Raw genomic sequence first — 20,644 nt, 5'->3', positions numbered from 1 at the left:
CCGCGAGCCTACTGTCAGACTCGCATGGCACGATCGGAGCCGAACACCTCAGACACCTCAGATCGAACACCTCAGATCGAGCACACCCAGCGTGGGGGCACACCCGATGGTCATGTTCTTGTTCCTGGTCGTCGCGCTCGCCGTCGTGGTCGCCGCGGTCACCCTCGCGGTCGTCGGCGGCGGTGACGGCACCGGCCCGCTGCCCGAGGCGGCGCCCCAGCGGCTGCACGACCCGCTGCCCCCGGACCGCCCGCTCGGCCGCGCGGACGTCGACGCCCTGCGCTTCCCGCTCGCCGTCCGCGGCTACCGCATGGAGGACGTGGACGACGCCCTGAACCGCGTCGCCGCCGAGCTGGCCGAGCGGGACGCCCGGATCGCCGACCTGGAGTCCGCGCTGGCGGGCGCGCACACCGGGCGCGGCCATGCCGGCCCCGACGACGGCTATGTCGACCTCGGCAAGCCCGCCGAGGGGGACCACCAGTGAGCGACGGATCCGCCGTCCCCGGCGCGGACGGCGCGCTGCGCTGCCCCTGGGCCCTGTCCACCCCCGACTACGTGACGTACCACGACGAGGAGTGGGGCCGCCCGGTCCACGGCGACGACGCGCTGTTCGAGCGGCTCTGCCTGGAGGCGTTCCAGTCCGGCCTGTCCTGGCTCACCATCCTGCGCCGCCGCCCCGGGTTCCGTACGGCCTTCGCCGGGTTCGTCATCGCCGAGGTCGCCCGCTTCACCGACGCCGACCGCGAGCGCCTGCTCGCCGATCCCGGCATCATCCGCAACCGCGCGAAGGTCGACGCCACCATGGCCAACGCGCGCGTGCTCGCCGAGTGGGCCCCCGGCGAGCTGGACGAGCTGATCTGGTCACACGCCCCCGACCAGACCCTGCGCCCGGTCCCGAAGAACATCGCCGACGTCCCGGCGGTCACCCCCGAGTCCACCGCCCTGTCCAAGGCCCTGAAGAAGCGCGGCCTGCGCTTCATCGGCCCGACGACGGCGTACGCCCTGATGCAGGCGTGCGGACTGGTGGACGACCACCTGGAGGCGTGCGTCGCCAGAGGCGCCTCGTAGCGGGCCCGCGGGTCTCTCACCGGCCCAGATACTTCGGCTTCTCCTTGTCGACGAAGGCCCGGACGGCGATCGCGTGGTCCTCGGACGCCCCGGCCCGCGTCTGAAGCTCGTCCTCCTTCTCCAGCGTCTCCTCGAAGGAGTGGGAGAAGCCGTAGGCCAGGGATTCCTTCAGCGCCGCGTAGGCGACCGTCGGCCCGGCGGCCAGCGCGCGGGCCACCTTCCCGGCCTCGGCGCGCAGCTCGGCGGCGGGCACCAGCCGGTTCGCGATCCCCAGGTCGTACGCCTCCTGCGCCTTGACCCCGCGCGGGAACAGCAGCAGGTCGGCGGCGCGGCCGGGGCCGACGACCCGGGGCAGCGTCCAGGAGATCCCGGAGTCGGCGGTGAGGGCGACGCCCGCGAAGGACGTGTTGAAGGACGCGGTGTCGGCGACCACCCGGTAGTCCGCCGCGAGCGCGAAGCCGAAGCCGGCCCCGGCCGCGACCCCGTTCACCCCGGCCACCACGGGCTTCGCCATCCCCGCCAGCGCCCTGACGATCGGGTTGTAGTGCTCCCGTACGGTGCTCATGGTCTGGCCGCCGCCCGCCTCGCGGTCCGCGGCCAGCAGCCCGATGTGCTCCTTGAGGTCCTGGCCCACGCAGAACGCCCGCTCCCCGGCGGCGGTCAGCAGCACGGCCCGTACCCCGGGGTCGTCCGCCGCCGACCGCACCGCCTCGCGCAGGGCGACCTTGGTGGCGATGTCCAGCGCGTTCATCGCCTCCGGGCGGTTCAGCGTGATCGTCGCGAGTCCGTCGCTCACCTCGAAGAGCACGGTGTCGGCCATGGCGGGTCCCCTCCGTCGCAGGTCGTCCGGCGGCGTACCGAACGGTAGGTCGTGTCCTGGGGACAGCATGGCGGAGATCATCGCCGAAGCACTGGAACGGACGTGTGACCTGCGTCAAAGAATTCGGGGCGGATTCCGGCGTCCGGAAGTCTGTGCGGGCGCGCGGTATCGCGTTCCGATCGCCGAATTGGGTGGTTTTGCTCGGGCGCGTTGCCCAAGCGATGCCGACCGATGTTGGTCATCGGGTCGCACGATGCGGGATAATGGCTGGGAAGCAATGTGTTCGATGCCGGTGGCGTGTGTCCCGCTCAGGGGCAGCGCGTGCCCTTCAGTGGGCCGTCGGCTTTGACGATTGAGCTGGTTTCAGGAAGGGGAACGAGCATGGCGGCCATGAAGCCGCGGACGGGTGACGGCCCGCTCGAGGTGACCAAGGAGGGGCGGGGCATCGTCATGCGCGTTCCGCTCGAAGGCGGCGGTCGGCTCGTCGTCGAGCTGACCCCGGACGAGGCCGACGCGCTCGGCGACGCCCTCAAGAAGGTCGTGGGCTGACCAGAGCGCCCATGAAGGTGCCGGTCGCGAGCGGCCATACCCTTTCAGCCGCCCCCGCACCTTTCCGGTGCCGGGGCGGTTGCTCGTTCCCCGGCACGGCGGAAACAGGGGAGGGGGAAGAGGAAAGGGAAGGGCGGGGGAGGGAGGGACGGGGGCAGGGGGAGGGGCAGCGCAGGATCAGCGCGGGATCAGCGCTTGACCGCGCACAGCAGGCCGTCGCCCATCGGCAGCAGGGACGTCACCAGCTCCTGGCTCTCCCGCACGGACCGCAGCAGCTCCCGCAGCCGCAGCACCTCCGTGGGCTGCGGGCCCGAGTCGACGGTGCGGCCGTTGGCGAACACGCCCTCGAAAACCACCAGGCCGCCGGGGCGCAGCAGGCGCAACGATTCAGCGAGGTAGTCGAGGACCTCTAGCCGGTCACCGTCGCAGAAGACGAGGTCGTAGCCCGCGTCCGCGAGCCGGGGAAGCACGTCCAGGGCCCGGCCGGGGATGAACCGCGCCCGGTTGCCGGCGAAGCCCGAGGCGCGGAACGCCTGCCGGGCGAACTGCTGGTGCTCCGGCTCGGGGTCCACGGTCGTCAGCACCCCGTCGGCGCGCATCCCGTGCAGCAGATGGATCCCGGAGACTCCGGTACCGGTACCGATCTCCGCGACCGCCTTGGCGTCCACCGAGGCCGCCAGCAGCCGCAACGCGGCACCCGTGCCGGGCGACACCGAGCGCAGCCCTGCCTCACGGGCCCGGTCGCGGGCCCAGTGCAGCGCTTCGTCCTCGGCGACATAGGCGTCGGCGAACGCCCAGCTCGTCTGCCGGTTGCCGGTAATGACCCTCTCCTGTCCCCGTTGGTCCTTCGGCGTGACTGTATCCGTTGCCGCCGGGAACCCGCAGATGGGACCGGGCGTTTAGAAGGGTGTGCGCGACTACGGGGGGACACGGTTGGATCACGACGGCGAGCGGTGGGACGAGCAAGTGCTGACGCAGCCGCATGAGCCGTATCAGCACAGATCAAACTCTTGTAAAACCGCTTATGGGGAGCTAACGGGCGAGGTGGCTATGGTAGGGGCTCCACTGGACACCACCAGAGCCGACAGGGGAGGTGCGGCCGGACCTGTGGATCGGGGAGGAGTGCTGCGGCGCTTTCTCAGGTCGGCGGGCAGGCCGAAATCCGTGAACAACACCGCTGCTGACCACAGCCACGCCGCTGGCCAGACCCAGACCGCGACCTTCTCCACCGACGCGGACGGGCAGGCGTGGACTCCGCCCACGTGGGAGGAGATCGTCAGCACGCACAGCGGCCGGGTGTACCGGCTCGCCTACCGCCTCACCGGCAACCAGCACGACGCCGAGGATCTCACCCAGGAGGTCTTCGTCCGGGTCTTCCGGTCCTTGTCGACCTACACGCCGGGCACCTTCGAGGGCTGGCTCCACCGCATCACCACCAACCTCTTCCTGGACATGGTGCGCCGCAAGCAGCGCATCCGCTTCGACGCCCTCGGCGAGGACGCGGCCGAGCGCCTGCCCAGCCGCGAGCCCAACCCGCAGCAGGTCTTCAACGACGCCCACTTCGACGCGGACGTCCAGCAGGCGCTGGACACCCTCGCGCCCGAGTTCCGCGCCGCGGTCGTCCTGTGCGACATCGAAGGACTGTCGTACGAGGAGATCGCCGCGACCCTCGGCGTGAAGCTGGGCACGGTCCGCTCCCGGATCCACCGCGGTCGCTCCCAGCTCCGCAAGGCCCTCGCCCACCGCTCGCCGCAGGCGCGCGCCGAGCGCCGCTCGTTCGTGCCGCGTGTGCCCGCTCTGGGGGGAGGGGGCGCGTCCGCGTGAGTGGTTCACGGCCGAAGTCTGCCGAGGAGCGCCTGGCAGAACAGCATCTGGGAGACCGACTCGCCGCCCTGGTGGACGGCGAGCTGGGTCATGAGTCGCGTGAGCGGGTGCTCGCGCATGTGGCCACCTGTGCCCGGTGCCGGGCCGAGGTCGACGCCCAGCGCCGACTGAAGAACGTCTTCGCGGAGGCCGCCCCGCCACCCCCCTCGGCGAGTTTTCTGGCCCGCCTCCAGGGACTGCCCGGCGGCGGTGACGGCGAAGGGTCCGACCCGCTCGACGAGAGAAGGTTCCTCGACGGGATCCCCGGCGGCCCGCCAGGGATCCTCGGCCCGCAGCGCGGCGGCGAGCGCTTCGACTTCGACCACCTTCCCGCCCGGCGGCCCGGCACGCTGCTCCCGGCCGCCGCGGCCCCCCAGCGCGGCTTCCGTATCCACGAGGTCGGGCGGCACGACGCCGATCGGGCCGCCGCTTCCCGTGGCCGCCGCCGGTTCGCCTTCGCCGCCGCCGGAGCGGTGTCACTGGCCGCGATCGCCCTCGGCGGGGTCACCACGGGCCTGCCGGGCGACACCACCAACGAAGCCCGTGGTGGCAACGGCAGCAATGTGACGCCGATGCGCACCCCGGCCACCGGTGCCACCACCACCGCGGCGGAGAGCCAGCGCCGGCGCGGCGCGGGATCGCTGCTCGTCCAGGGACAGCAGTCGCTCGACTCCTCCGTGGCAGCCACGGAGATCTCCGCACCGCTGCTGCCGGGCGGACCGCAGGACCGGCAGGTGACGCATCCGCTGACCGCGGCCGTGGAGGCCGGCGCCGCCGCGATGTCCCCGCTGATCCGGCCGTTCTCCGCGACCCCGCCGCTCACCCTGGCGGCGTGGCTGGAGGCGTCCGACGTCACCACCTCGGGACTCCTCGCCGGACAGTTCCCCGGCTCCGCCACCCCGCCGCCGCCCGGCCCCTCCGCCTCGGCCCGCTGAGCCGGAGCGTCGCTCGCGGGCGGGGCGAACCTGGTTGAATTCTGGGTGGACCGCGCCTTCGGCAGGCTGCCGGGCGCGGAGTCGACGTACCGCGGCCACCGCCTGCGCGGCCGGTCGCGGCCAGCTGTGGGGAGAGCATGGACGAGGGGAAGCCCACACAGGGCCCAGCGGGTCACCCGGCACCGAGCGGGCCACCTCCGGCCGACGCGAGGGCCGGATCGGGTGCGGATGACTATGCCGTCGGCCCTCACGGCCCTCATGACTCCCACGACTCGCACGCTGATTTCGAGCTGAGGCGTCCGGAGGCGGGCGCGGGGGCGGACGTGGGCGCGGACTCGGGCTCGGGCTCGCGCTCGGGGGAGGCTTCGGGGGACGGTGACTTCGTGCTGGAGCGGCCTGTGGGGGCGGTGGATGCCGTGCCGGGGGCGGATGCTCGGGTGGGTGTGGGTGTGGGTGTGGGTGCCGGGGTGGCTCTTGACGTTGGGGTGGCAGGCGGTGCCGGGGCGCCAACTGGTGGCGGGGTGGCAGGCGATGCTGGTGTGGTGGCGGGTGTTGGTGGGGCTGGCGATGCCGGAGCGGTGGCTGGTGCCGGTGCGGCCGTAGATGCCGGGGCTGCTGGCGGGCAGCCCAAGCCCTTGCACGACCCCGACCCGTACAGCACCCCGCCCTACGGTGAACCCGGGCCGTGGGCGCCCGCGCCGCCCGTGCAGCATCCGGCGGCCACTCCGGCGCGGGGCACGGCGGTCGCGGCGGGCGTTCCGCAGCAGCAGGACGGGGGCGCGGGCGTGCCTCGGGGGACGGGTGCGGGTGTGTCTGGGCAGGCTGGGGCCAGTGTGCCGGGGCAGGCTTCTGGCGCGCACTCGGTCCAGGGGAGCGTGGGGCCGCCGGGCGGGGCGGTGCCGGGCGTTGCCCAGTCCCCGGGCGGGTTTGCCCAGCACGCGGGTCATGTCGGCCAGTCTTCCGGCGGGCTTGCCCAGCACGCGGGCCACGTCGCCCAGCCCTCCGGCGGACTCGCCCAGCACTCAGGCAGTGTCGCTCAGCACTCCGGCGGCGTAGCCCAGCATCCGCCCGCCACCGCCGCCCATCCTCCCGCCGGTGGCGCCCACGGCGTACCCCCCGTCGGCGCGCACCCCGGCCCGCACCTCGCCCCCAACCCCACCCCCCACCCCGCACCCCCCGCCCCCCAAGGCGCCTCCCTCGACCCCTGGCGGCGGTATGACCCCTGGGCGCAGCCGACGGGGCTGTCGGGGCCGTTGCAGCAGAGCGGGGCGGTGGTGCCGGGGGAGCGGCGAGGGCGCGGACGGCGGACGCTGGTCGGGGCCGGGCTGGTGCTGGCGCTGGTCTCCGGGGGGTTCGGCGGGGCCGTGGGGGCGTATCTGGAGCGGAACGGCGGGACCACCGTGGAGCTGCCGCAGGCCGGGAAGGAGTCGGCCGAGCGGGCGCCGGACAGTGTGGCCGGGATCGCGGCACGGACGCTGCCGAGCGTGGTGACCCTGCATGTGTCCGGCGGCGCCGAATCCGGCACCGGTACCGGGTTCGTGCTGGACGGCAGCGGTCACATCCTCACCAACAACCATGTCGTCGAGCCCGCGGGCGACAGCGGTGAGATCACCGTCACCTTCAACAGCGGGGACACCGCCAAGGCCGAGGTGGTCGGGAGCGACGGCGGCTACGACCTCGCGGTGGTGAAGGTGTCCGGGGTCAAGGGGCTCCGCCCCGCGCCCCTCGGCAACTCCGACAATGTGCAGGTCGGCGACCCGGTCGTGGCCATCGGCGCCCCCTTCGACCTGTCCGGCACGGTCACCTCCGGGATCATCAGCGCCAAGGACCGGCCCATCACGGCCGGCGGCGAGAGCGACGGCACGGACATCTCGTACGTCGACGCCCTCCAGACGGACGCCCCCATCAATCCGGGGAACTCCGGGGGTCCGCTGCTGGACTCCCAGGGCCGGGTGATCGGCATCAACTCCGCCATCCGCTCCGCCGGCAGCGGCTCCGAGCCGGACGGCGGGCAGGCCGGGTCGATAGGACTCGGCTTCGCCATACCGATCAACCAGGGCACACGCGTCGCCGAAGAGCTGATCAACACCGGGAAGGCCACCCACCCGGTGATCGGCGTCACCCTCGACATGAACTACACCGGTGACGGCGCCCGCGTCGGCACCGAGAGCAGTGACGGCGGCTCGCCGGTCACCGAGGGCGGCCCGGGGGACGAGGCCGGGATCGAGCCCGGCGATGTGATCACCGAGATCGACGGCCAGCGCGTCCACTCCGGCGAGGAACTGATCGTCAAGACCCGTTCGCACCGCCCCGGGGACCGGCTGGAGCTGAAGCTGCTCCGGGACGGCGAGGAGCGGACGGTCTCGCTCGTGCTGGGCTCGTCCGACGGAGGATGACAAGGCGCCCATAAGGTGAATTCCGCACGAATCTCCCGTGCGTCCCTCCGGTCCCATCGTCGGACAACGGGAGAAAGCGGTCGCATGCACGCACTCGGACGTCACGGGACAGTACCGGTCGGACAGCAACGGCGGGTACCTTGGATCCGGCCCGGGACATGGCAAGGAGCTTCAGGTGTTCAATGACATAGGAACGTTTGAGCTGGTGACGCTCGTCGTCCTCGCCGTGCTCGTTTTCGGTCCGGACAAGCTTCCCAAGGTCATCCAGGACGTGACCCGGATGATACGGAAGGTCCGGGATTTCTCGGAGAGCGCCAAAGAAGACATCCGGCAGGAGCTGGGCCCGGAGTTCAAGGACTTCGACTTCGAGGATCTCAACCCCAAGACGTTCATCCGCAAGCAGCTGGACAACGACGAGCTGGGGCTGAAGGAGATCCGGAACGGCTTCGACCTGAAGAAGGAGATGGCCGAGGTCGCGGACTCCGTGAAGGGCCGCGAGTCCGAGGCGGCCGGGTCGCCTGACCCGTCCGGCTCCCCGGCTCCCTCCGCCGGTCGTGTCGACATGGCCAAGAAGCCGGCGCCCGCGCGCGAGGAGCGCCCGCCCTTCGACGCCGACGCCACCTGAGCGTCCGCCCGGTCGGGGGCGGCCCAACCGGGCGTCGTATCAAGGAAGTTCCCGATCCGTCGTACGTGACGCTTCTCATAGCCGTACGACGGCCGGCGCGGCGGGAACGCGCCGTCCGGGCGACCCACGCGCCCGGTGCTTTCCCGGATGCCCGCACAGGTGTGGATATGCTGCCGAGTTGTTGTGCGGACCGGACGAGTACGCCCGAAGGGGGGCGGGCCGCTCCGGTCCGACGAGAGCGAGGAGGCGTCCGGGCACATGGAGACGACGAGTCGAGCCGTCGCGCAGGCGCCGGCCGCGGAGGGCGGACAACCGCCGTCCTCCGCGCGCCGCACGATCGACGGCTACCTGAGCGCAACTTTCCCGTGGTACGGCCTCGACGAGGCGTTCACCGGGCCGCGCCGGCTGATGCAGGTGGGCATGGCGGCCGACGGGGCCGTGGAGCACGGTTCGGTCGGTCACGGTGACGAGCCCTCCGTGCGGGGCGGCGAGGTGGCGGCGGAGGAGCGGGAGCGGTTCGCGGTCGTCGTGACCGTCGCCGCGAGTCCGTCCCGGCGCAGCGCCGACGGTACGGGGCTGCTGGAGGCCACGTCGGTGTCCTCGGCGGCGTGGCTGGCCGGGGTGGGGCTGCTGGCGGTCACCTGGCCGGGGCAGATGGACCACAGTCTGCGGGACGACTGGCTGGACCAGCAGACGGACACCGCGTGGGTCCTCGCGGACGATCTGGAGGGGGCGGAGTGGTCGACGCTGTCCCTGCCGGTGGACGGGGTGCCGCGGGCCTTTCACTACCGGGAGTCCGAATTCGGGTGGGTGCTGGCCGGGTCCACGGCGGAGGGGGTTCATCTGGGGGCGTACGGGAGGGGTATGAGTGCGTATGGGCTCGGGTTTGCCGTGATCAAGGACATTGCCGGGTACGCGTAGGTTTTCTGGGGGTGGGGGGAGGGTGAGGGGGGTGCGCGGGTGCGGGTTGTGGTCGCTTCTCGCGCAGTTCCCCGCGCCCCCAAAAGAAAGGGCGTGGCCGCGCCGCCCCCGAGGGGTCACGGGGTTGCCCGTGCCCCCATGTCCAGGGGGACTTTCCGCAGGCCACCCTCCCTCTAGATCCCTCTAGCCCCCTAGAACTTGTTCCTCGGTGTGATGCCCAGGGACAGGCCCGACAGGCCCCGCTGTCGGCCGCCCAGTTTTCCGGCGATGGCGCGTAGGGCGGAGCCGGCGGCGGAGTCGGGGTCGGTGAGGACGATCGGCTTGCCCTCGTCGCCGCCTTCCCGGAGGCGGACGTCGATGGGGATGGAGCCGAGGACCGGAACCGTGGCGCCGGTGGTGCGGGTGAGGCCGTCGGCGACCGCCTGGCCGCCGCCCGTGCCGAAGACGTCGAGCATCTCGCCGCAGTGCGGGCAGGGCAGGCCCGACATGTTCTCGACCACGCCGACGATCTTCTGGTGGGTCTGGACCGCGATGGACCCGGCGCGCTCGGCGACCTCGGCCGCCGCCTGCTGCGGGGTCGTCACGACCAGGATCTCGGCGTTGGGGACCAGCTGCGCGACCGAGATGGCGATATCGCCCGTGCCCGGCGGCAGGTCCAGCAGGAGGACGTCGAGGTCGCCCCAGTAGACATCCGCGAGGAACTGCTGCAACGCCCGGTGCAGCATCGGGCCGCGCCAGACGACCGGGGTGTTGCCGGGCGTGAACATGCCGATGGAGATGACCTTCACGCCGTGCGCCGACGGCGGCATGATCATGTTCTCGACCTGGGTGGGAAGCCCGTCCGCACCCAGCATGCGCGGCACGCTGTGGCCGTAGATGTCGGCGTCGACCACGCCCACCTTGAGGCCGTCGGCCGCCATCGCCGCCGCCAGGTTGACCGTCACCGAGGACTTGCCGACGCCGCCCTTGCCGGAGGCGACCGCGTAGACCCGGGTCAGCGAGCCGGGCCTGGCGAACGGGACCTCGCGCTCGGTCTGGCCGCCGCGCAGGGAACTCGCCAGCTCCTTGCGCTGCTCGTCGCTCATCACGTCGAGCGTGACCTCGACCCGCGTGACGCCCTCCAGCGCCGAGACGGCGTCGGTGACCCGCTGGGTGATCGTGTCACGCATGGGGCAGCCGGAGACCGTCAGGTACACGGCGACCGCGACCGCTCCGTCCGCACCGATCTCCACCGATTTGACCATCCCGAGTTCGGTGATGGGGCGGTTGATCTCCGGGTCGTTCACCGTCGCCAGTGCTTCACGCACCGCGTCTTCCGTAGCCATAAGGACGATGGTACGGGGCGGCACGCGCCCCCCGGAAAGCCCTGTCACCGGTCTTCTGTGTCACGTGCCCCCGGGCGTTCCGCCGGGAATGCCCGCGGTGCGTCGCCGTCGGGGCGTCCGTCCAGCTCCCTGGCCAGGTCCTGGAGCTCGGAGCGGATCCAGTCCCGGGTGGCGACCTCACCGAGACCGATACGCAGGGCGGCGATCTCGCGGGTCAGATACTCGGTGTCGGCGATCGAGCGTTCGTTCTGCTTGCGGTCCTGTTCGAGATTGACCCGGTCCCGGTCGTCCTGCCGGTTCTGCGCGAGCAGGATCAGCGGGGCCGCGTACGACGCCTGGAGCGAGAGCATCAGGGTCAGGAAGATGAACGGGTACTCGTCGAAGCGCACCGCCTTGGGCGCGGCGACGTTCCACAGCACCCAGACGATGACGACGACCGTCATCCAGACGAGGAACCGCCCGGTGCCCAGGAACCGCGCGATCCGCTCCGACAGCCGCCCGAAGGCGTCCGGGTCCCAGTCGGGCAGGAGACGGCGGCGCGGCGCCCGGGGCAGGTCGAGGCGGGCGCGCGGGCGGGTGGCGGCGGTCGCCCCGGCCGGAGTGCTGCCGCGCTCCCGGGAGCTGTCCCGCTCAGGAGCCATCGGGCACCGCCCCCTCCCCGAGATGGAACTCCGTCTCCCGCCAGTCCTCCGGCAGCATGTGGTCCAGCACGTCGTCCACGGTCACCGCCCCCAGCAGCCGCCCTCCCTCGTCCACGACGGGCGCCGCGACCATGTCGTACGTGGCGAAGAACCCGGCGACCAGCGGCAGCGCCGCGTCCGGGTCCAGCGTCTGGAGGTCGTCGTCGACGAGCGAGCTGACCAGCGTGTACGGGGGGTCGCGCAGCAGCCGCTGGAAGTGGACCGTGCCGAGGTACTTGCCGGTCGGGGTCTCGTCGGGCGGGCGGCAGACATAGACCTGCGCGGCGAGCGCGGGGGACAGATCGGGGTTGCGGACCCGGGCCAGCGCGTCGGCGACGGTGGCGTCCGGGCGCAGCACGATCGGCTCGGTGGTCATCAGACCGCCCGCCGTGCGGTCCTCGTACGCCATCAGCCGCCGGACGTCGGCCGCGTCGGAGGGCTGCATCAGGCTCAGCAGCCGCTCCTTCTCCTCCTCGGGGAGTTCGGAGAGCAGGTCGGCCGCGTCGTCGGGATCCATCGCCTCCAGGACGTCGGCGGCGCGCTCCTTCTTCAGCTTGCCGAGGATCTCGATCTGGTCGTCCTCCGGCAGCTCTTCGAGGACATCGGCGAGCCGGTCGTCGTCGAGGGCGGCGGCGACCTCGGCGCGGCGCTTGGGGGAGAGGTGGTGCAGCACATTGGCGAGGTCGGCCGGGCGCAGCTGCTCGAAGGTGGCGAGGAGCGTCTCGGCGCCCTGCTCCTGCTCCTCCAGGGTGAACCCGGTGACGGCGGACCACTCGACGGTCAGCGTCTCTCCCCGGGCCCGCCGGAAGCCGCCCGTACGGCTCTTGCGGCCCCGGCGGACGAAGACCCGGTCGACCTCCCAGTCCCGGCGCGCGGGCAGCTGCTGCACCGACAGATCCAGGACGGTGACCTCCTCGCCGGTCTGGGTGAGCGTCACCCGCCGGTCCAGCAACTCGCCGAAGACCAGCCGCTCGGTGGGCCGCTGCTCGAAGCGCCGGACATTCACCACGCCGGTGGTGATGACCTGGCCGGACTCGACGCCGGTGACCCGGGTCATGGGCAGGAAGATCCGGCGCCGGGTGGAGAGTTCGACGACCAGCCCGAGCACCCGGGGCGGGCGGTGCCCGACGCGCAGCATCATGACGACGTCCCGGACCCGGCCCACCTGGTCGCCGTTGGGGTCGAAGCAGGCGATGCCGGAGAGGTGCGAGACAAAGATCCGGGGTGCGCCGGTGGCCATGACTGCGCCTCCTTCGCGGTCCGGGCGGACATGGCCGGGGCCGAATATGTCGAATGCGTGGAATGTGCTGAAAACGCGGAGTATCCAGAACGCTGGGAATCGGTGGTTCGATCGGGCTTCAGGCTAGCCCGTCCCGATCGGATCCGCCCTGGTGGGGGGTCCGGACGGACTGGCTCCGACCCGTGTTCGGGGCCCCGGTACGCTGCCGTACGCCGCTGAGGACACCCGCCAGAAAGGCAGCGTCACCTGTGATCGTTATGCGCCGGGGCCGTTTCCGCCGGACCACTGGGGTAGGCGCGATCTGCGCCCTGGTCGTGATCGCGGCGACCGGGCTGACCGGGTGCGCAGGCGAGGACCCCGACGCGGGCACCAACGGCGTCGGCAAGCTGTCCCCGGACCAGATCCGGACGAAGACCCGCACGGCGGCCGAGACCGCGCCGGCGGTGCGGCTGGCGGGGAGCGTGACGGCGGGCGGCACGACGTACAAGCTCGACATGCAGCTGAAGGAGGACGGCGGGACCGGGTCGGTGACCGCCGAGGGGGCGACCTTCCAGCTGCTGCGGGTCGGCGAGGAGCTGTACCTCATGGCGGACGCCGGTTTCTGGACCGGCGGGGAGGCGGGCGAGGAGACGGACACCGCCGCGGCCGGCAAGCTCGACGGCAAGTATGTGAAGGTGCCGGAGGGCGACCCCTCGTACGAGAAGTTCAGCGGCTTCACCGACAAGGACATATTGCTGGACAGCCTGCTGACCCTGCACGGCACCCTGTCCACCGACGGCCGTCACGAGCAGTCCGGCGTCCGCACCATCCGGATCACCGGCGACGAGGGCTCCGGCGGCACCCTCGATGTCTCCCTGGAGGGCACCCCCTACCCCCTTCTCCTGTCCCGCGCGGGCGGCGCGGGCACCCTGATCTTCTCCGACTGGGGCAAGGACTTCCCCCTGGAGGAGCCCGCGGAGGACGAGACGGTGGATTACGGGAAGCAGTTGCCGACCTCTTAGCGGCTCCGGGCCGGTCAGTGGGTCTCCGGCCGGTCAGCGGCTAGCGGACCGGCGCCGTTTGAAGAGCAGCCGGGGCAGCCCCGCCGGGATCGGCTCCCGGGTGGTCGCCGGGGTCGGCAGCGGGGGTGCGGCCAGGGAGCCGTCCGGGAGCGGTGCCGTGGTGCCCGCCGGGGTCAGCCGCAGCACCCGGCACTCACGCCGCCAGCGCTCCGGCATCGCCTCGCCGTCGGGGGCGTTGAGCCGCTTGCCCTTCAGCTCGCCGACCGCCGTCTCCCACGCCTGCGACCCGGGCGTCAGCTCGGTGACCGCCGCCGCCCAGGACACCAGCCGGCCGCCCTTGTCCTTGCTGCGCACGGTCACCTCGGCCCCGGCCCCGTCCGCCAGCCCCGGCAGCGGCTGCTCGCCCGGCCCGTCGCCGACCACGTACGCCGCGCCCTCGTGCCAGCTGTGCCACAGCGCGCGGGCCGGAGAGCCGGGTCCCCGGACCCAGATCAGGCCGGACTTCTTGGTGGCCTCCTCGACGAGGGCCCGGTCGACCAGCTCAGATGTCATGGCAGAAGCGTAACGACGCCCGCCACCGGGGGACGGCCATCCTCACAGCCAGCCGTTGCGCTTCAGGGTCCGGTGGATGCCGAGGCAGATCAGCGCGGTGATCCCGAGGACCATCGGGTAGCCGAAACGCCAGCGCAGCTCGGGCATGTGGTCGAAGTTCATGCCGTAGACCCCGCACACCATGGTCGGTACGGCGATGATCGCGGCCCATGACGTGATCTTCCGCATGTCCTCGTTCTGCGTCACGGACGCCTGCGCGAGGTTGGCCTGGAGGATCGAGTTGAGCAGCTCGTCGAAGCCCATGACCTGCTCCTGGACCCGGGCCAGATGGTCGGCGACATCCCGGAAGTACTTCTGGATGTCCGGGTCGATCAGCCGCATCGGCCGCTCACTGAGCAGCTGCATCGGCCGCAGCAGCGGCGCCACCGCCCGCTTGAACTGGAGCACCTCACGCTTGAGTTGGTAGATCCGCCCCGCGTCCGTGCCGCGCGGGACACCCTTGCGGCCCGGCGAGAAGACCTCGGTCTCCACCTCGTCGATGTCGTCCTGCACGGCGTCGGCGACCGCGATGTAGCCGTCCACCACATGGTCCGCGATGGCGTGCAGCACCGCCGAGGGGCCCTTGGCGAGCAGCTCGGGGTCGTCCTGGAGACGGTGGCGCAGGGTCCGCAGCGAGCCCTGCCCGCCGTGCCGCACGGTGATGAAGAAGTCCCGGCCGGTGAAGCACATCACCTCGCCGGTCTCCACGATCTCGCTGTTCGCGGTCAGCTCGTCGTGCTCGACGTAGTGGATGGTCTTGAAGACCGTGAACAGGGAGTCGTCGTAGCGCTCCAGCTTGGGCCGCTGGTGCGCCTGCACCGCGTCCTCCACGGCCAGCGGGTGCAGCCCGAACTCGCCCGCGATCCCGGAGAATTCGGCCTCGGTCGGCTCATGCAGCCCGATCCACACGAAGCCGCCGCTGCGCCGCACCTGACGCATCGCCTCCTGCGGGGTGAGCGGCCTCGGCGTCTCGACGCGGGCGCCGTCGCGGTAGACGGCGCAGTCCACGACCGCCGAGGGGGTCGAGGGGTCACGGGTGGTGTCGTAGCCGCCGGTGTCCTTGCGCAGGGCGGCGGGGCGGCCGGGGCGGACGGCGGCGCGCAGGTCACGGATCATCGACATGGCAGGCTCCTTCGCGACGGAGCAGCAGCTCACGGCGGCCTGCGACGGGTGGAACTGCCCGGAATGAGGACGTCCGTGCTACGGGATGGTGGCACGTCCACAAAGCGGGGAGCACCGCACCATTGCGGTGACGCGCTTCGCAAGCTTCGCTGCTGAGTCAGTACAGGCGGAAGTACAGACGGATCACGCAGATCGAAACGAGTGCTCTTCCGTGGTGACGAGAACGCGAGAGGTGGCAGCGGGCCAGAGCGAGAGCCCTGTGCGGGGCGGCTACGTCAGCGGCAGGAAGAGCGGGTGATACTGCACGGTCGACTTCGGTCCATTGCAGCCCCACCTCCTCCGGCCGGTCCCTGGTGAGGGACGATCCATTCCCCGTGGGGAGTTTCCCCGAGGGGAGTCCCGGGGAATACGTCGGTGTCGGCCGGGCGGTGGGCCGACGCTTGCCGTGCGCTGCCCGACGACCGGCCCAGAGTAACAGCCGGCCGAAGTGTCAAGGGGCCGCTTTGCCCGGTACTGACGAGTTCTATGCTCGCGGCATGGCTGATGTTCTCCCTCTGGTCGAGGCCCGGTTGCGCTCCGCGCTCGGCGTGCCGGACGCCCGCGCGGCCGTCACCTTCCTCGGCACGGACCGCGTCGAGGTGCTCCGTTTCCAGGAGACCGCGGCGGAGGGGGACCTCGTCCGCTACGCCACCCTCGGCATGTCCGCACAGCCCATGGCGGACCCCAGCGTGCTGCTCGCCGACCCCGTGAAGGGCCCCCGCGCCGAGCTGATCATCTCCGTACGGTCCGGGCTCGCCGACACCGGCAAGGTGCTCCGCCCGCTCGCCGTCCTCGCCGCGTCCCCGCAGGTCGAGGGCGTGATCGTGGCCCCCGGCGGGTCACTGGACGTGGGCGGGCCGCTGTGGCCCGGCGCCCCCTTCACCTCGGTCCTGGTCGCCGAGCCGGGCGGCCTGGTCGAGGACCTGGAACTGGACCCGCCCCTGGATCCCGTACGGTTCCTGCCGCTGCTGCCGATGACGCCGAACGAGGCCGCGTGGAAGCGGGTGCATGGCGCGGCGGCGCTCCAGGAACGATGGCTGGCCCACGGCACCGATCTCCGCGACCCGCTGCGCGGGCAGGTCCCGCTGGACTGAACCGGGGCGTGGGCGTCCCGCTCGGCTGAACCGGTGCGCGGGCCCGCCGTGACGGAACTCACCTGTCCGGCCGGTCAGTTGGTCTGGATCCGTATGCCGGGAGCAGGGCCGCAACCACCTGTCCGGTCGGTCAGTTGGTCCGGATCCGTGTGCCGGGAGCGGGGCCGCGGTGCGGGCCGGGTGGGTGCCGTGCCGGGTCCGCTCGGGGGCCGGAGGACGTACGTCCTGCGCCGGTTCCGCCTCCGGACGCCGGGTCCGCGCGAGGGCCGGAGGTGAAACCCGGCGGAGCGGACGGGTGATCGTCCTTGACGGGACGGGACCTGGGTAGGACCGTGGGGCTCTATGAGGGGCGAACCCAGTTGCCCGAAGTGCGGTGGCCGGGTCAGGGCTCCCGGTCTTTTCGCCGACTCCTGGCAGTGTGCTGTCCATGGCGCGGTCCATCCGGTACAGCCCGTGGTCCCGCCCAGCGTCGATGCCATCGCCGTCGTCGTGCACCACACCCAGGTGCCGGTCTGGATGCCCTGGCCGCTGCCCGTGGGCTGGCTGTTCACCGGCATCGCCTGCGCGGGCGACGACCGCACCGGGGGCCGGGCCACCGCCGTGGCCTGCTCCGGGCCCGGCCCGCTCGGCGGGACGAGCGAGCTGATCCTGATCGCCGAGGAGATCGGCGTCGGCCTCGGCGCGCGCTACGCCGGGATCGACGGACCGGATCCGGGCCCGTACATGACCGTCGAGAAACCCGCCGAGGCGAAGGTGCTGGCGGTGGGGCGGCCCACCCCCCTGTGGCATGTCTCCGGCACCCCGGGCGACCGGGCCGTGTTCGCGGGCGAGGCGGGCGGACTGTGGCTGTGGGCGGTGGTGTGGCCCGAACAGGCGGGGCTGTTGATGTACGAGGAACTGGTGCTGACCGATTTGCGGGACGCGGGGGCGGAGATCGAACTGCTGCCCTGCGGCGCGTTGTCGCGGCGCTTGCTTCAGCCGTAGCGCCTAGCGGGGTGGGGGCGGGGGAGGCGCGCGGGCGCGGGTTCGTGGGGGTTGGGCGCGGAGTTCCCCGCGCCCCTTTCGGGGCGCTGGTGTTCGGGGCGTTGAAGGGGTGCGGATAGTCTGGGGGCGTTCCTGGTCGTCTGTTCGTGGTGGGAGTCCGTCCGTGCGTATCGATCTGCACACCCACTCCACCGCCTCCGACGGTACGGACAGTCCCGCCGAGGTGGTGCGCAAGGCCGCCGCCGCCGGGCTGGACGTCGTCGCGCTGACCGATCACGACACCACGCGGGGGCACGCCGAGGCCGTCGCCGCCGTGCCGCAGGGGCTCACGCTGGTCACCGGGGCCGAGCTGTCCTGTCGTATCGACGGGATCAGCATGCACATGCTGGCCTACCTCTTCGACGCCGAGGAACCCGCGCTGCTCGCCGAGCGGGAGCTGGTCCGCGACGACCGGGTGCCCCGCGCCCAGGGCATGATCGCCAAGCTGAACGCGCTCGGGGTCCCCGTCACCTGGGACCAGGTCGAGCGGATCGCCGGGAACGGCTCCGTGGGCCGGCCGCACCTCGCGACCGCGCTGGTCGAGCTGGGTGTCGTACCGAGTGTGAACGACGCCTTCACCAAGGACTGGCTGGCCGATGGCGGGCGGGCCCACATGGACAAGCACGAGACCGACCCGTTCGAGGCGATCCGGCTGGTCAAGGCCGCGGGCGGGGTCACCGTCTTCGCCCATCCGGGAGCGAGCAAGCGCGGCCGTACGGTGCCGGAGGCGGCGATCGCCGAACTGTCCGCCGCCGGGCTGGACGGGATCGAGGTCGATCACATGGACCACGACCCCGGCACCCGGGCACGGCTGCGCGGACTCGCCGGGGAACTGGGGCTGCTGGTCACCGGGTCCAGCGACTACCACGGCAGCCGCAAGACCTGTGTGCTGGGGGAGTTCACCACCGACCCCGAGGTGTACGAGGAGATCGCCCGGCGGGCGACCGGCGCGTCCCCGATGCCAGGGGTGCCGGGGGCCTGAACGCCCCGCTGGGTGCACGACACAGGGCCCCGTACGGTTTCCGTACAGGGCCCTGAAGCTTCGTGAGCAGTGATCCGTTGTTATGAGGCCGAGGTGTCGGCGGGGCGGATCCACAATCGCTGCCCGATGGCAGCGGCCTGCTGAACGATCCGGTTGACGGAGGCGGCGTCCACGACGGTGGTGTCGACGGGCGTACCGTCCACATCGTCGAGGCGCATGATCTCGAAGCGCATGGGCTTCTCCCTTCGTGTTCCATTCGTAGTCAACCGTCTGGTTGTTACAAACATTCCCTACGCTAAAGAAAACTTTCGAACGCCTAATTACCGTGAGGTAAGAGGATGTACGGAGACTGATCGGGACCGGTTGTGTTCGTAGCGTGACGGCCGGGACAATGGAATGGATGAACGAAGACCTGGCGGCACTGTCCGCCCGCATCGACCGCACCAACGAGCTGTTGCAACGCATGCTCGCCGAGGTGGCCAAGACACCCTCGACCCATGCGATCTTCGTCGACGCGGGCTATCTCTACGCCGCCGCCGGCCGGCTGATCGCCGGGACGGAGGACCGCCGCGCCTTCGACCTCGACCCCGAGGGACTGATCGAGGCGCTCATCGACAAGGCCCGGCAGATCTTCGCCGACAGCAGACTGCTGCGGGTGTACTGGTACGACGGCGCCCGGCGCCGCATCCACACCGCCGAACAGCAGGTCATCGCCGAACTGCCCGACGTCAAGGTCCGCCTCGGCAACCTCAACGCCAACAACCAGCAGAAGGGCGTCGACTCCCTGATCCGTACCGACCTCGAATCCCTCGCCCGGCACCGCGCGGTCAGCGACGCGGCTCTGCTCGGCGGTGACGAGGACCTGGTGTCGGCCGTGGAGGCGGCGCAGGGGTACGGCGCCCGGGTGCATCTGTGGGGCATCGAGGCCCCCGAGGGCCGCAACCAGGCCGAGCCACTGCTCTGGGAGGTCGACAGCCAGCGCACCCTCGACCTCGACTTCTTCAAGCCGTACGTCAGCCGGCGCACCGCCGCCGCGTACGAGTCGGCCGGCGCGACCCGGCCCGGCCGTGAGGACGTACGGTTCGTCGGCGCCCAGATCGCCGCGAAGTGGCTGGCGTCACGGGGGCGGGAGGCGCTGGTGGAGCTGCTGCCCGGCCATCCCTATCTGCCCGGCTCGGTCGATCAGGACCTGCTGGTCGAGGCGGAGGGGATGTTGCAGTACTCGCTGCGTGGCCAGGCGGATCTGCGGCGGGCGCTGCGGGATGGGTTCTGGGAGCATCTGCGGACGCTGTACTGAGTCTCTCCTGACGGGGCCGGCTGTTGCTGTCAGGCGGGCTGGGCCTGGACCGTGTCCCAGAAGTCGGCGATGGCCTCGGCGGTCGGGAGCGGCCGGTCCACGTTCGGTGAGTGATCGGAGTCCGCGACGACCGTGCGGCAGGCGGGCAGGCGTACGGCCATGTCGTCCAGCAGCGGCAGCGGCCAGGTGTCGTCGCTCGCGCCGGACAGCACATGGACGGGGAGCGGCACGGCGGCCAGTTCGCCGACCCGGTCCGGCTCGGTGCACAGCTGACGGCCCGTGGCGATCAACTGGGCCGGCTTGTTGCGCAGCCAGCGGCGGCGCAGATGGTCCTGACCGCCCGTGCCGACGGCCGGACCGCCGACGTCCTCGGGAGCGCCCATCGACTCGATCGCCTCCCACACCTCGGCCATCGACATCACCGCGAGCGCGTCCCGCAGCAGCTTGACGCGCTCCTGCTGGGGCTGCGAGATCTGGGCGGGGCCGGATGAGACGAGGGTGAGGGAGAGGAACGGGGGTGTTTGGCCGGTGCCGGTGCCGGTGGTGAGCAGGACGGCCGCGCGGGCGATCTGGCCGCCGAGGGAGTGGCCGACGAGGTGCAGGGGGATGCCCAGGGCCGCCGCCTGGGCGAGGACGTCCTTCGCCAACTCCGGCTGTGCGTACGCCGATTCGTCGTCCTGCGGGCCGTCCGACTCGTACTGGCCCCGGCCGTCCACGGCGACCGTACGGTAGCCGCGCGCCGCGAGGGGTTCGTGCAGCAGCCGGAAGTCCTCCTTGCTGCCCGTGAACCCCGGCAGCAGCAGCGCCGCCCCTCGGGGCTCGACGCCGGGCGCCACGGGATGGTCCACGACGGCGAAGTCCCCACGGGCGGTGCGCAGGGGGTAGGCGCGGGCGGCGGGCGGTGGGGTCAGGGTCGGGGGTCGGCTCACGGGGTGAGGGTAACGGGCGGGGGCGGGGGACGGGGCTCTGGAGGTGGGGATACGGCGGCGGCCGGCGTGCGGGTCGGCTTGGGCGTGGCCCTGTCTCTTATACGAATCTGTCGCTGCAATCGTGTATATTGGTGTAGATCTCGG

Annotated in this window: 22 protein-coding genes; 13 read left to right on the top strand and 9 right to left on the bottom strand. The window is 71.8% G+C overall.

The features are described from left to right. Positions 1-106: 106 nt before the first annotated feature. Both ACFRFC_RS34480 and ACFRFC_RS34475 read left to right on the top strand, forming a co-directional pair. The gene (locus tag ACFRFC_RS34480) at positions 107-484 is read left to right on the top strand and encodes a DivIVA domain-containing protein (RefSeq protein WP_382684917.1); all 378 of its coding nucleotides are present in this window, start codon (positions 107-109) and stop codon (positions 482-484) included. After that, positions 481-1,068, top strand: a complete 588-nt coding sequence (locus ACFRFC_RS34475) for a DNA-3-methyladenine glycosylase I (RefSeq protein WP_382684919.1) — start codon at positions 481-483, stop codon at positions 1,066-1,068. The genes ACFRFC_RS34480 and ACFRFC_RS34475 overlap by 4 nt, the downstream gene beginning before the upstream one ends. Positions 1,069-1,084: 16 nt before the next feature. On the opposite strand, the gene ACFRFC_RS34470 is transcribed toward ACFRFC_RS34475, so the two are convergent. Beyond that, complete coding sequence (locus ACFRFC_RS34470) at positions 1,085-1,888, bottom strand: enoyl-CoA hydratase/isomerase family protein (RefSeq protein WP_382684921.1); 804 nt, start codon at positions 1,886-1,888, stop codon at positions 1,085-1,087. Between the two features lie 381 nt (positions 1,889-2,269). On the opposite strand from ACFRFC_RS34470, the gene ACFRFC_RS34465 reads away from it, so the two are divergent. Then, positions 2,270-2,437 (top strand): DUF3117 domain-containing protein, encoded by a 168-nt coding sequence (locus tag ACFRFC_RS34465; protein WP_003966491.1) that lies wholly within the window; start codon positions 2,270-2,272, stop codon positions 2,435-2,437. Between the two features lie 188 nt (positions 2,438-2,625). Here the strand turns inward: ACFRFC_RS34465 and ACFRFC_RS34460 are convergent, their stop codons facing one another. Next, the gene (locus tag ACFRFC_RS34460) at positions 2,626-3,324 is read right to left on the bottom strand and encodes an O-methyltransferase (RefSeq protein WP_382685152.1); all 699 of its coding nucleotides are present in this window, start codon (positions 3,322-3,324) and stop codon (positions 2,626-2,628) included. Positions 3,325-3,559: 235 nt separating this feature from the next. Between ACFRFC_RS34460 and sigE the strand changes: the two genes are divergently transcribed. The 5 genes from sigE (at position 3,560) to ACFRFC_RS34435 (ending at position 9,177) form a co-directional block, all read left to right on the top strand. Beyond that, positions 3,560-4,261: an RNA polymerase sigma factor SigE gene (sigE, locus tag ACFRFC_RS34455; RefSeq protein WP_382685155.1), complete on the top strand. Its 702-nt coding sequence runs from the start codon at positions 3,560-3,562 to the stop codon at positions 4,259-4,261. Next, positions 4,258-5,235 carry an anti-sigma factor family protein gene (locus ACFRFC_RS34450; RefSeq protein WP_382684923.1) on the top strand — a complete coding sequence of 326 codons (978 nt, stop codon included), beginning with the start codon at positions 4,258-4,260 and terminating at the stop codon, positions 5,233-5,235. The genes sigE and ACFRFC_RS34450 overlap by 4 nt, the downstream gene beginning before the upstream one ends. A gap of 578 nt (positions 5,236-5,813) precedes the next feature. Beyond that, entirely contained in the window at positions 5,814-7,631 is a 1,818-nt protein-coding gene (locus ACFRFC_RS34445) for a trypsin-like peptidase domain-containing protein (protein WP_383112681.1), read from the top strand. A gap of 175 nt (positions 7,632-7,806) precedes the next feature. Beyond that, positions 7,807-8,256, top strand: coding sequence for a sec-independent translocase (locus ACFRFC_RS34440; protein ID WP_382684926.1), 450 nt, complete (start codon positions 7,807-7,809; stop codon positions 8,254-8,256). 183 nt (positions 8,257-8,439) lie between these two features. Then, positions 8,440-9,177 carry a hypothetical protein gene (locus tag ACFRFC_RS34435; protein ID WP_382684928.1) on the top strand — a complete coding sequence of 246 codons (738 nt, stop codon included), beginning with the start codon at positions 8,440-8,442 and terminating at the stop codon, positions 9,175-9,177. Positions 9,178-9,368: 191 nt separating this feature from the next. Here the strand turns inward: ACFRFC_RS34435 and ACFRFC_RS34430 are convergent, their stop codons facing one another. Genes ACFRFC_RS34430 through ACFRFC_RS34420 form a run of 3 tightly spaced genes read right to left on the bottom strand, consistent with a single transcriptional unit; the run spans position 9,369 to position 12,422 of the window. Next, positions 9,369-10,502, bottom strand: coding sequence for an Mrp/NBP35 family ATP-binding protein (locus ACFRFC_RS34430; RefSeq protein WP_382684930.1), 1,134 nt, complete (start codon positions 10,500-10,502; stop codon positions 9,369-9,371). Positions 10,503-10,546: 44 nt separating this feature from the next. Next, entirely contained in the window at positions 10,547-11,143 is a 597-nt protein-coding gene (locus ACFRFC_RS34425; RefSeq protein ID WP_382684932.1) for a DUF1003 domain-containing protein, read from the bottom strand. Beyond that, positions 11,133-12,422 carry a magnesium transporter MgtE N-terminal domain-containing protein gene (locus tag ACFRFC_RS34420; protein ID WP_382684935.1) on the bottom strand — a complete coding sequence of 430 codons (1,290 nt, stop codon included), beginning with the start codon at positions 12,420-12,422 and terminating at the stop codon, positions 11,133-11,135. The genes ACFRFC_RS34425 and ACFRFC_RS34420 overlap by 11 nt, the downstream gene beginning before the upstream one ends. Positions 12,423-12,679: 257 nt before the next feature. Here ACFRFC_RS34420 and ACFRFC_RS34415 point away from each other — a divergent pair, with 257 nt between their 5' ends. After that, positions 12,680-13,423 (top strand): hypothetical protein, encoded by a 744-nt coding sequence (locus tag ACFRFC_RS34415; protein ID WP_382684938.1) that lies wholly within the window; start codon positions 12,680-12,682, stop codon positions 13,421-13,423. Between the two features lie 33 nt (positions 13,424-13,456). Here ACFRFC_RS34415 and ACFRFC_RS34410 read toward each other — a convergent pair whose 3' ends face one another. Further along, positions 13,457-13,975, bottom strand: a complete 519-nt coding sequence (locus ACFRFC_RS34410; RefSeq protein WP_382684940.1) for a hypothetical protein — start codon at positions 13,973-13,975, stop codon at positions 13,457-13,459. Positions 13,976-14,017: 42 nt separating this feature from the next. After that, a complete protein-coding gene (locus tag ACFRFC_RS34405; RefSeq protein WP_382684942.1) occupies positions 14,018-15,136 on the bottom strand; it encodes a magnesium and cobalt transport protein CorA in 1,119 nt (372 codons plus the stop codon). A gap of 536 nt (positions 15,137-15,672) precedes the next feature. Between ACFRFC_RS34405 and ACFRFC_RS34400 the strand changes: the two genes are divergently transcribed. The 3 genes from ACFRFC_RS34400 to ACFRFC_RS34390 all read left to right on the top strand — a co-directional run bounded on the left by ACFRFC_RS34400 (position 15,673) and on the right by ACFRFC_RS34390 (position 18,274). Next, on the top strand, positions 15,673-16,269 hold the full coding sequence (locus ACFRFC_RS34400) for a suppressor of fused domain protein (RefSeq protein ID WP_382684945.1): 597 nt from the start codon (positions 15,673-15,675) through the stop codon (positions 16,267-16,269). A 342-nt stretch (positions 16,270-16,611) separates the two neighbouring features. Next, positions 16,612-17,253: a DUF6758 family protein gene (locus ACFRFC_RS34395; protein WP_382684947.1), complete on the top strand. Its 642-nt coding sequence runs from the start codon at positions 16,612-16,614 to the stop codon at positions 17,251-17,253. 163 nt (positions 17,254-17,416) lie between these two features. Next, complete coding sequence (locus tag ACFRFC_RS34390; protein ID WP_382684950.1) at positions 17,417-18,274, top strand: PHP domain-containing protein; 858 nt, start codon at positions 17,417-17,419, stop codon at positions 18,272-18,274. A gap of 80 nt (positions 18,275-18,354) precedes the next feature. On the opposite strand, the gene ACFRFC_RS34385 is transcribed toward ACFRFC_RS34390, so the two are convergent. Further along, on the bottom strand, positions 18,355-18,507 hold the full coding sequence (locus ACFRFC_RS34385) for a hypothetical protein (protein ID WP_129801357.1): 153 nt from the start codon (positions 18,505-18,507) through the stop codon (positions 18,355-18,357). A gap of 167 nt (positions 18,508-18,674) precedes the next feature. Between ACFRFC_RS34385 and ACFRFC_RS34380 the strand changes: the two genes are divergently transcribed. After that, positions 18,675-19,571: an NYN domain-containing protein gene (locus tag ACFRFC_RS34380; protein WP_382684953.1), complete on the top strand. Its 897-nt coding sequence runs from the start codon at positions 18,675-18,677 to the stop codon at positions 19,569-19,571. A 29-nt stretch (positions 19,572-19,600) separates the two neighbouring features. On the opposite strand, the gene ACFRFC_RS34375 is transcribed toward ACFRFC_RS34380, so the two are convergent. Continuing rightward, positions 19,601-20,500, bottom strand: coding sequence for an alpha/beta fold hydrolase (locus ACFRFC_RS34375; protein WP_382684955.1), 900 nt, complete (start codon positions 20,498-20,500; stop codon positions 19,601-19,603). Positions 20,501-20,644 lie beyond the last annotated feature (144 nt).

This window comes from Streptomyces sp. NPDC056734, from assembly GCF_042790455.1.
Lineage (GTDB): Bacteria > Actinomycetota > Actinomycetes > Streptomycetales > Streptomycetaceae > Streptomyces.
This window is presented reverse-complemented; position numbering and strand designations above follow the sequence as displayed.

Bases quoted from the DNA above. Each gene is read 5' to 3' on its own strand.
- ACFRFC_RS34480 (WP_382684917.1), top strand. From the start codon at position 107: ATGGTCATGTTCTTGTTCCTGGTCGTCGCGCTCGCCGTCGTGGTCGCC.
- ACFRFC_RS34470 (WP_382684921.1), bottom strand. From the start codon at position 1,888: ATGGCCGACACCGTGCTCTTCGAGGTGAGCGACGGACTCGCGACGATC.
- ACFRFC_RS34465 (WP_003966491.1), top strand. From the start codon at position 2,270: ATGGCGGCCATGAAGCCGCGGACGGGTGACGGCCCGCTCGAGGTGACC.
- ACFRFC_RS34430 (WP_382684930.1), bottom strand. From the start codon at position 10,502: ATGGCTACGGAAGACGCGGTGCGTGAAGCACTGGCGACGGTGAACGAC.
- ACFRFC_RS34425 (WP_382684932.1), bottom strand. From the start codon at position 11,143: ATGGCTCCTGAGCGGGACAGCTCCCGGGAGCGCGGCAGCACTCCGGCC.
- ACFRFC_RS34420 (WP_382684935.1), bottom strand. From the start codon at position 12,422: ATGGCCACCGGCGCACCCCGGATCTTTGTCTCGCACCTCTCCGGCATC.
- ACFRFC_RS34415 (WP_382684938.1), top strand. From the start codon at position 12,680: ATGCGCCGGGGCCGTTTCCGCCGGACCACTGGGGTAGGCGCGATCTGC.
- ACFRFC_RS34410 (WP_382684940.1), bottom strand. From the start codon at position 13,975: ATGACATCTGAGCTGGTCGACCGGGCCCTCGTCGAGGAGGCCACCAAG.
- ACFRFC_RS34405 (WP_382684942.1), bottom strand. From the start codon at position 15,136: ATGTCGATGATCCGTGACCTGCGCGCCGCCGTCCGCCCCGGCCGCCCC.
- ACFRFC_RS34400 (WP_382684945.1), top strand. From the start codon at position 15,673: ATGGCTGATGTTCTCCCTCTGGTCGAGGCCCGGTTGCGCTCCGCGCTC.
- ACFRFC_RS34395 (WP_382684947.1), top strand. From the start codon at position 16,612: ATGAGGGGCGAACCCAGTTGCCCGAAGTGCGGTGGCCGGGTCAGGGCT.
- ACFRFC_RS34385 (WP_129801357.1), bottom strand. From the start codon at position 18,507: ATGCGCTTCGAGATCATGCGCCTCGACGATGTGGACGGTACGCCCGTC.
- ACFRFC_RS34380 (WP_382684953.1), top strand. From the start codon at position 18,675: ATGAACGAAGACCTGGCGGCACTGTCCGCCCGCATCGACCGCACCAAC.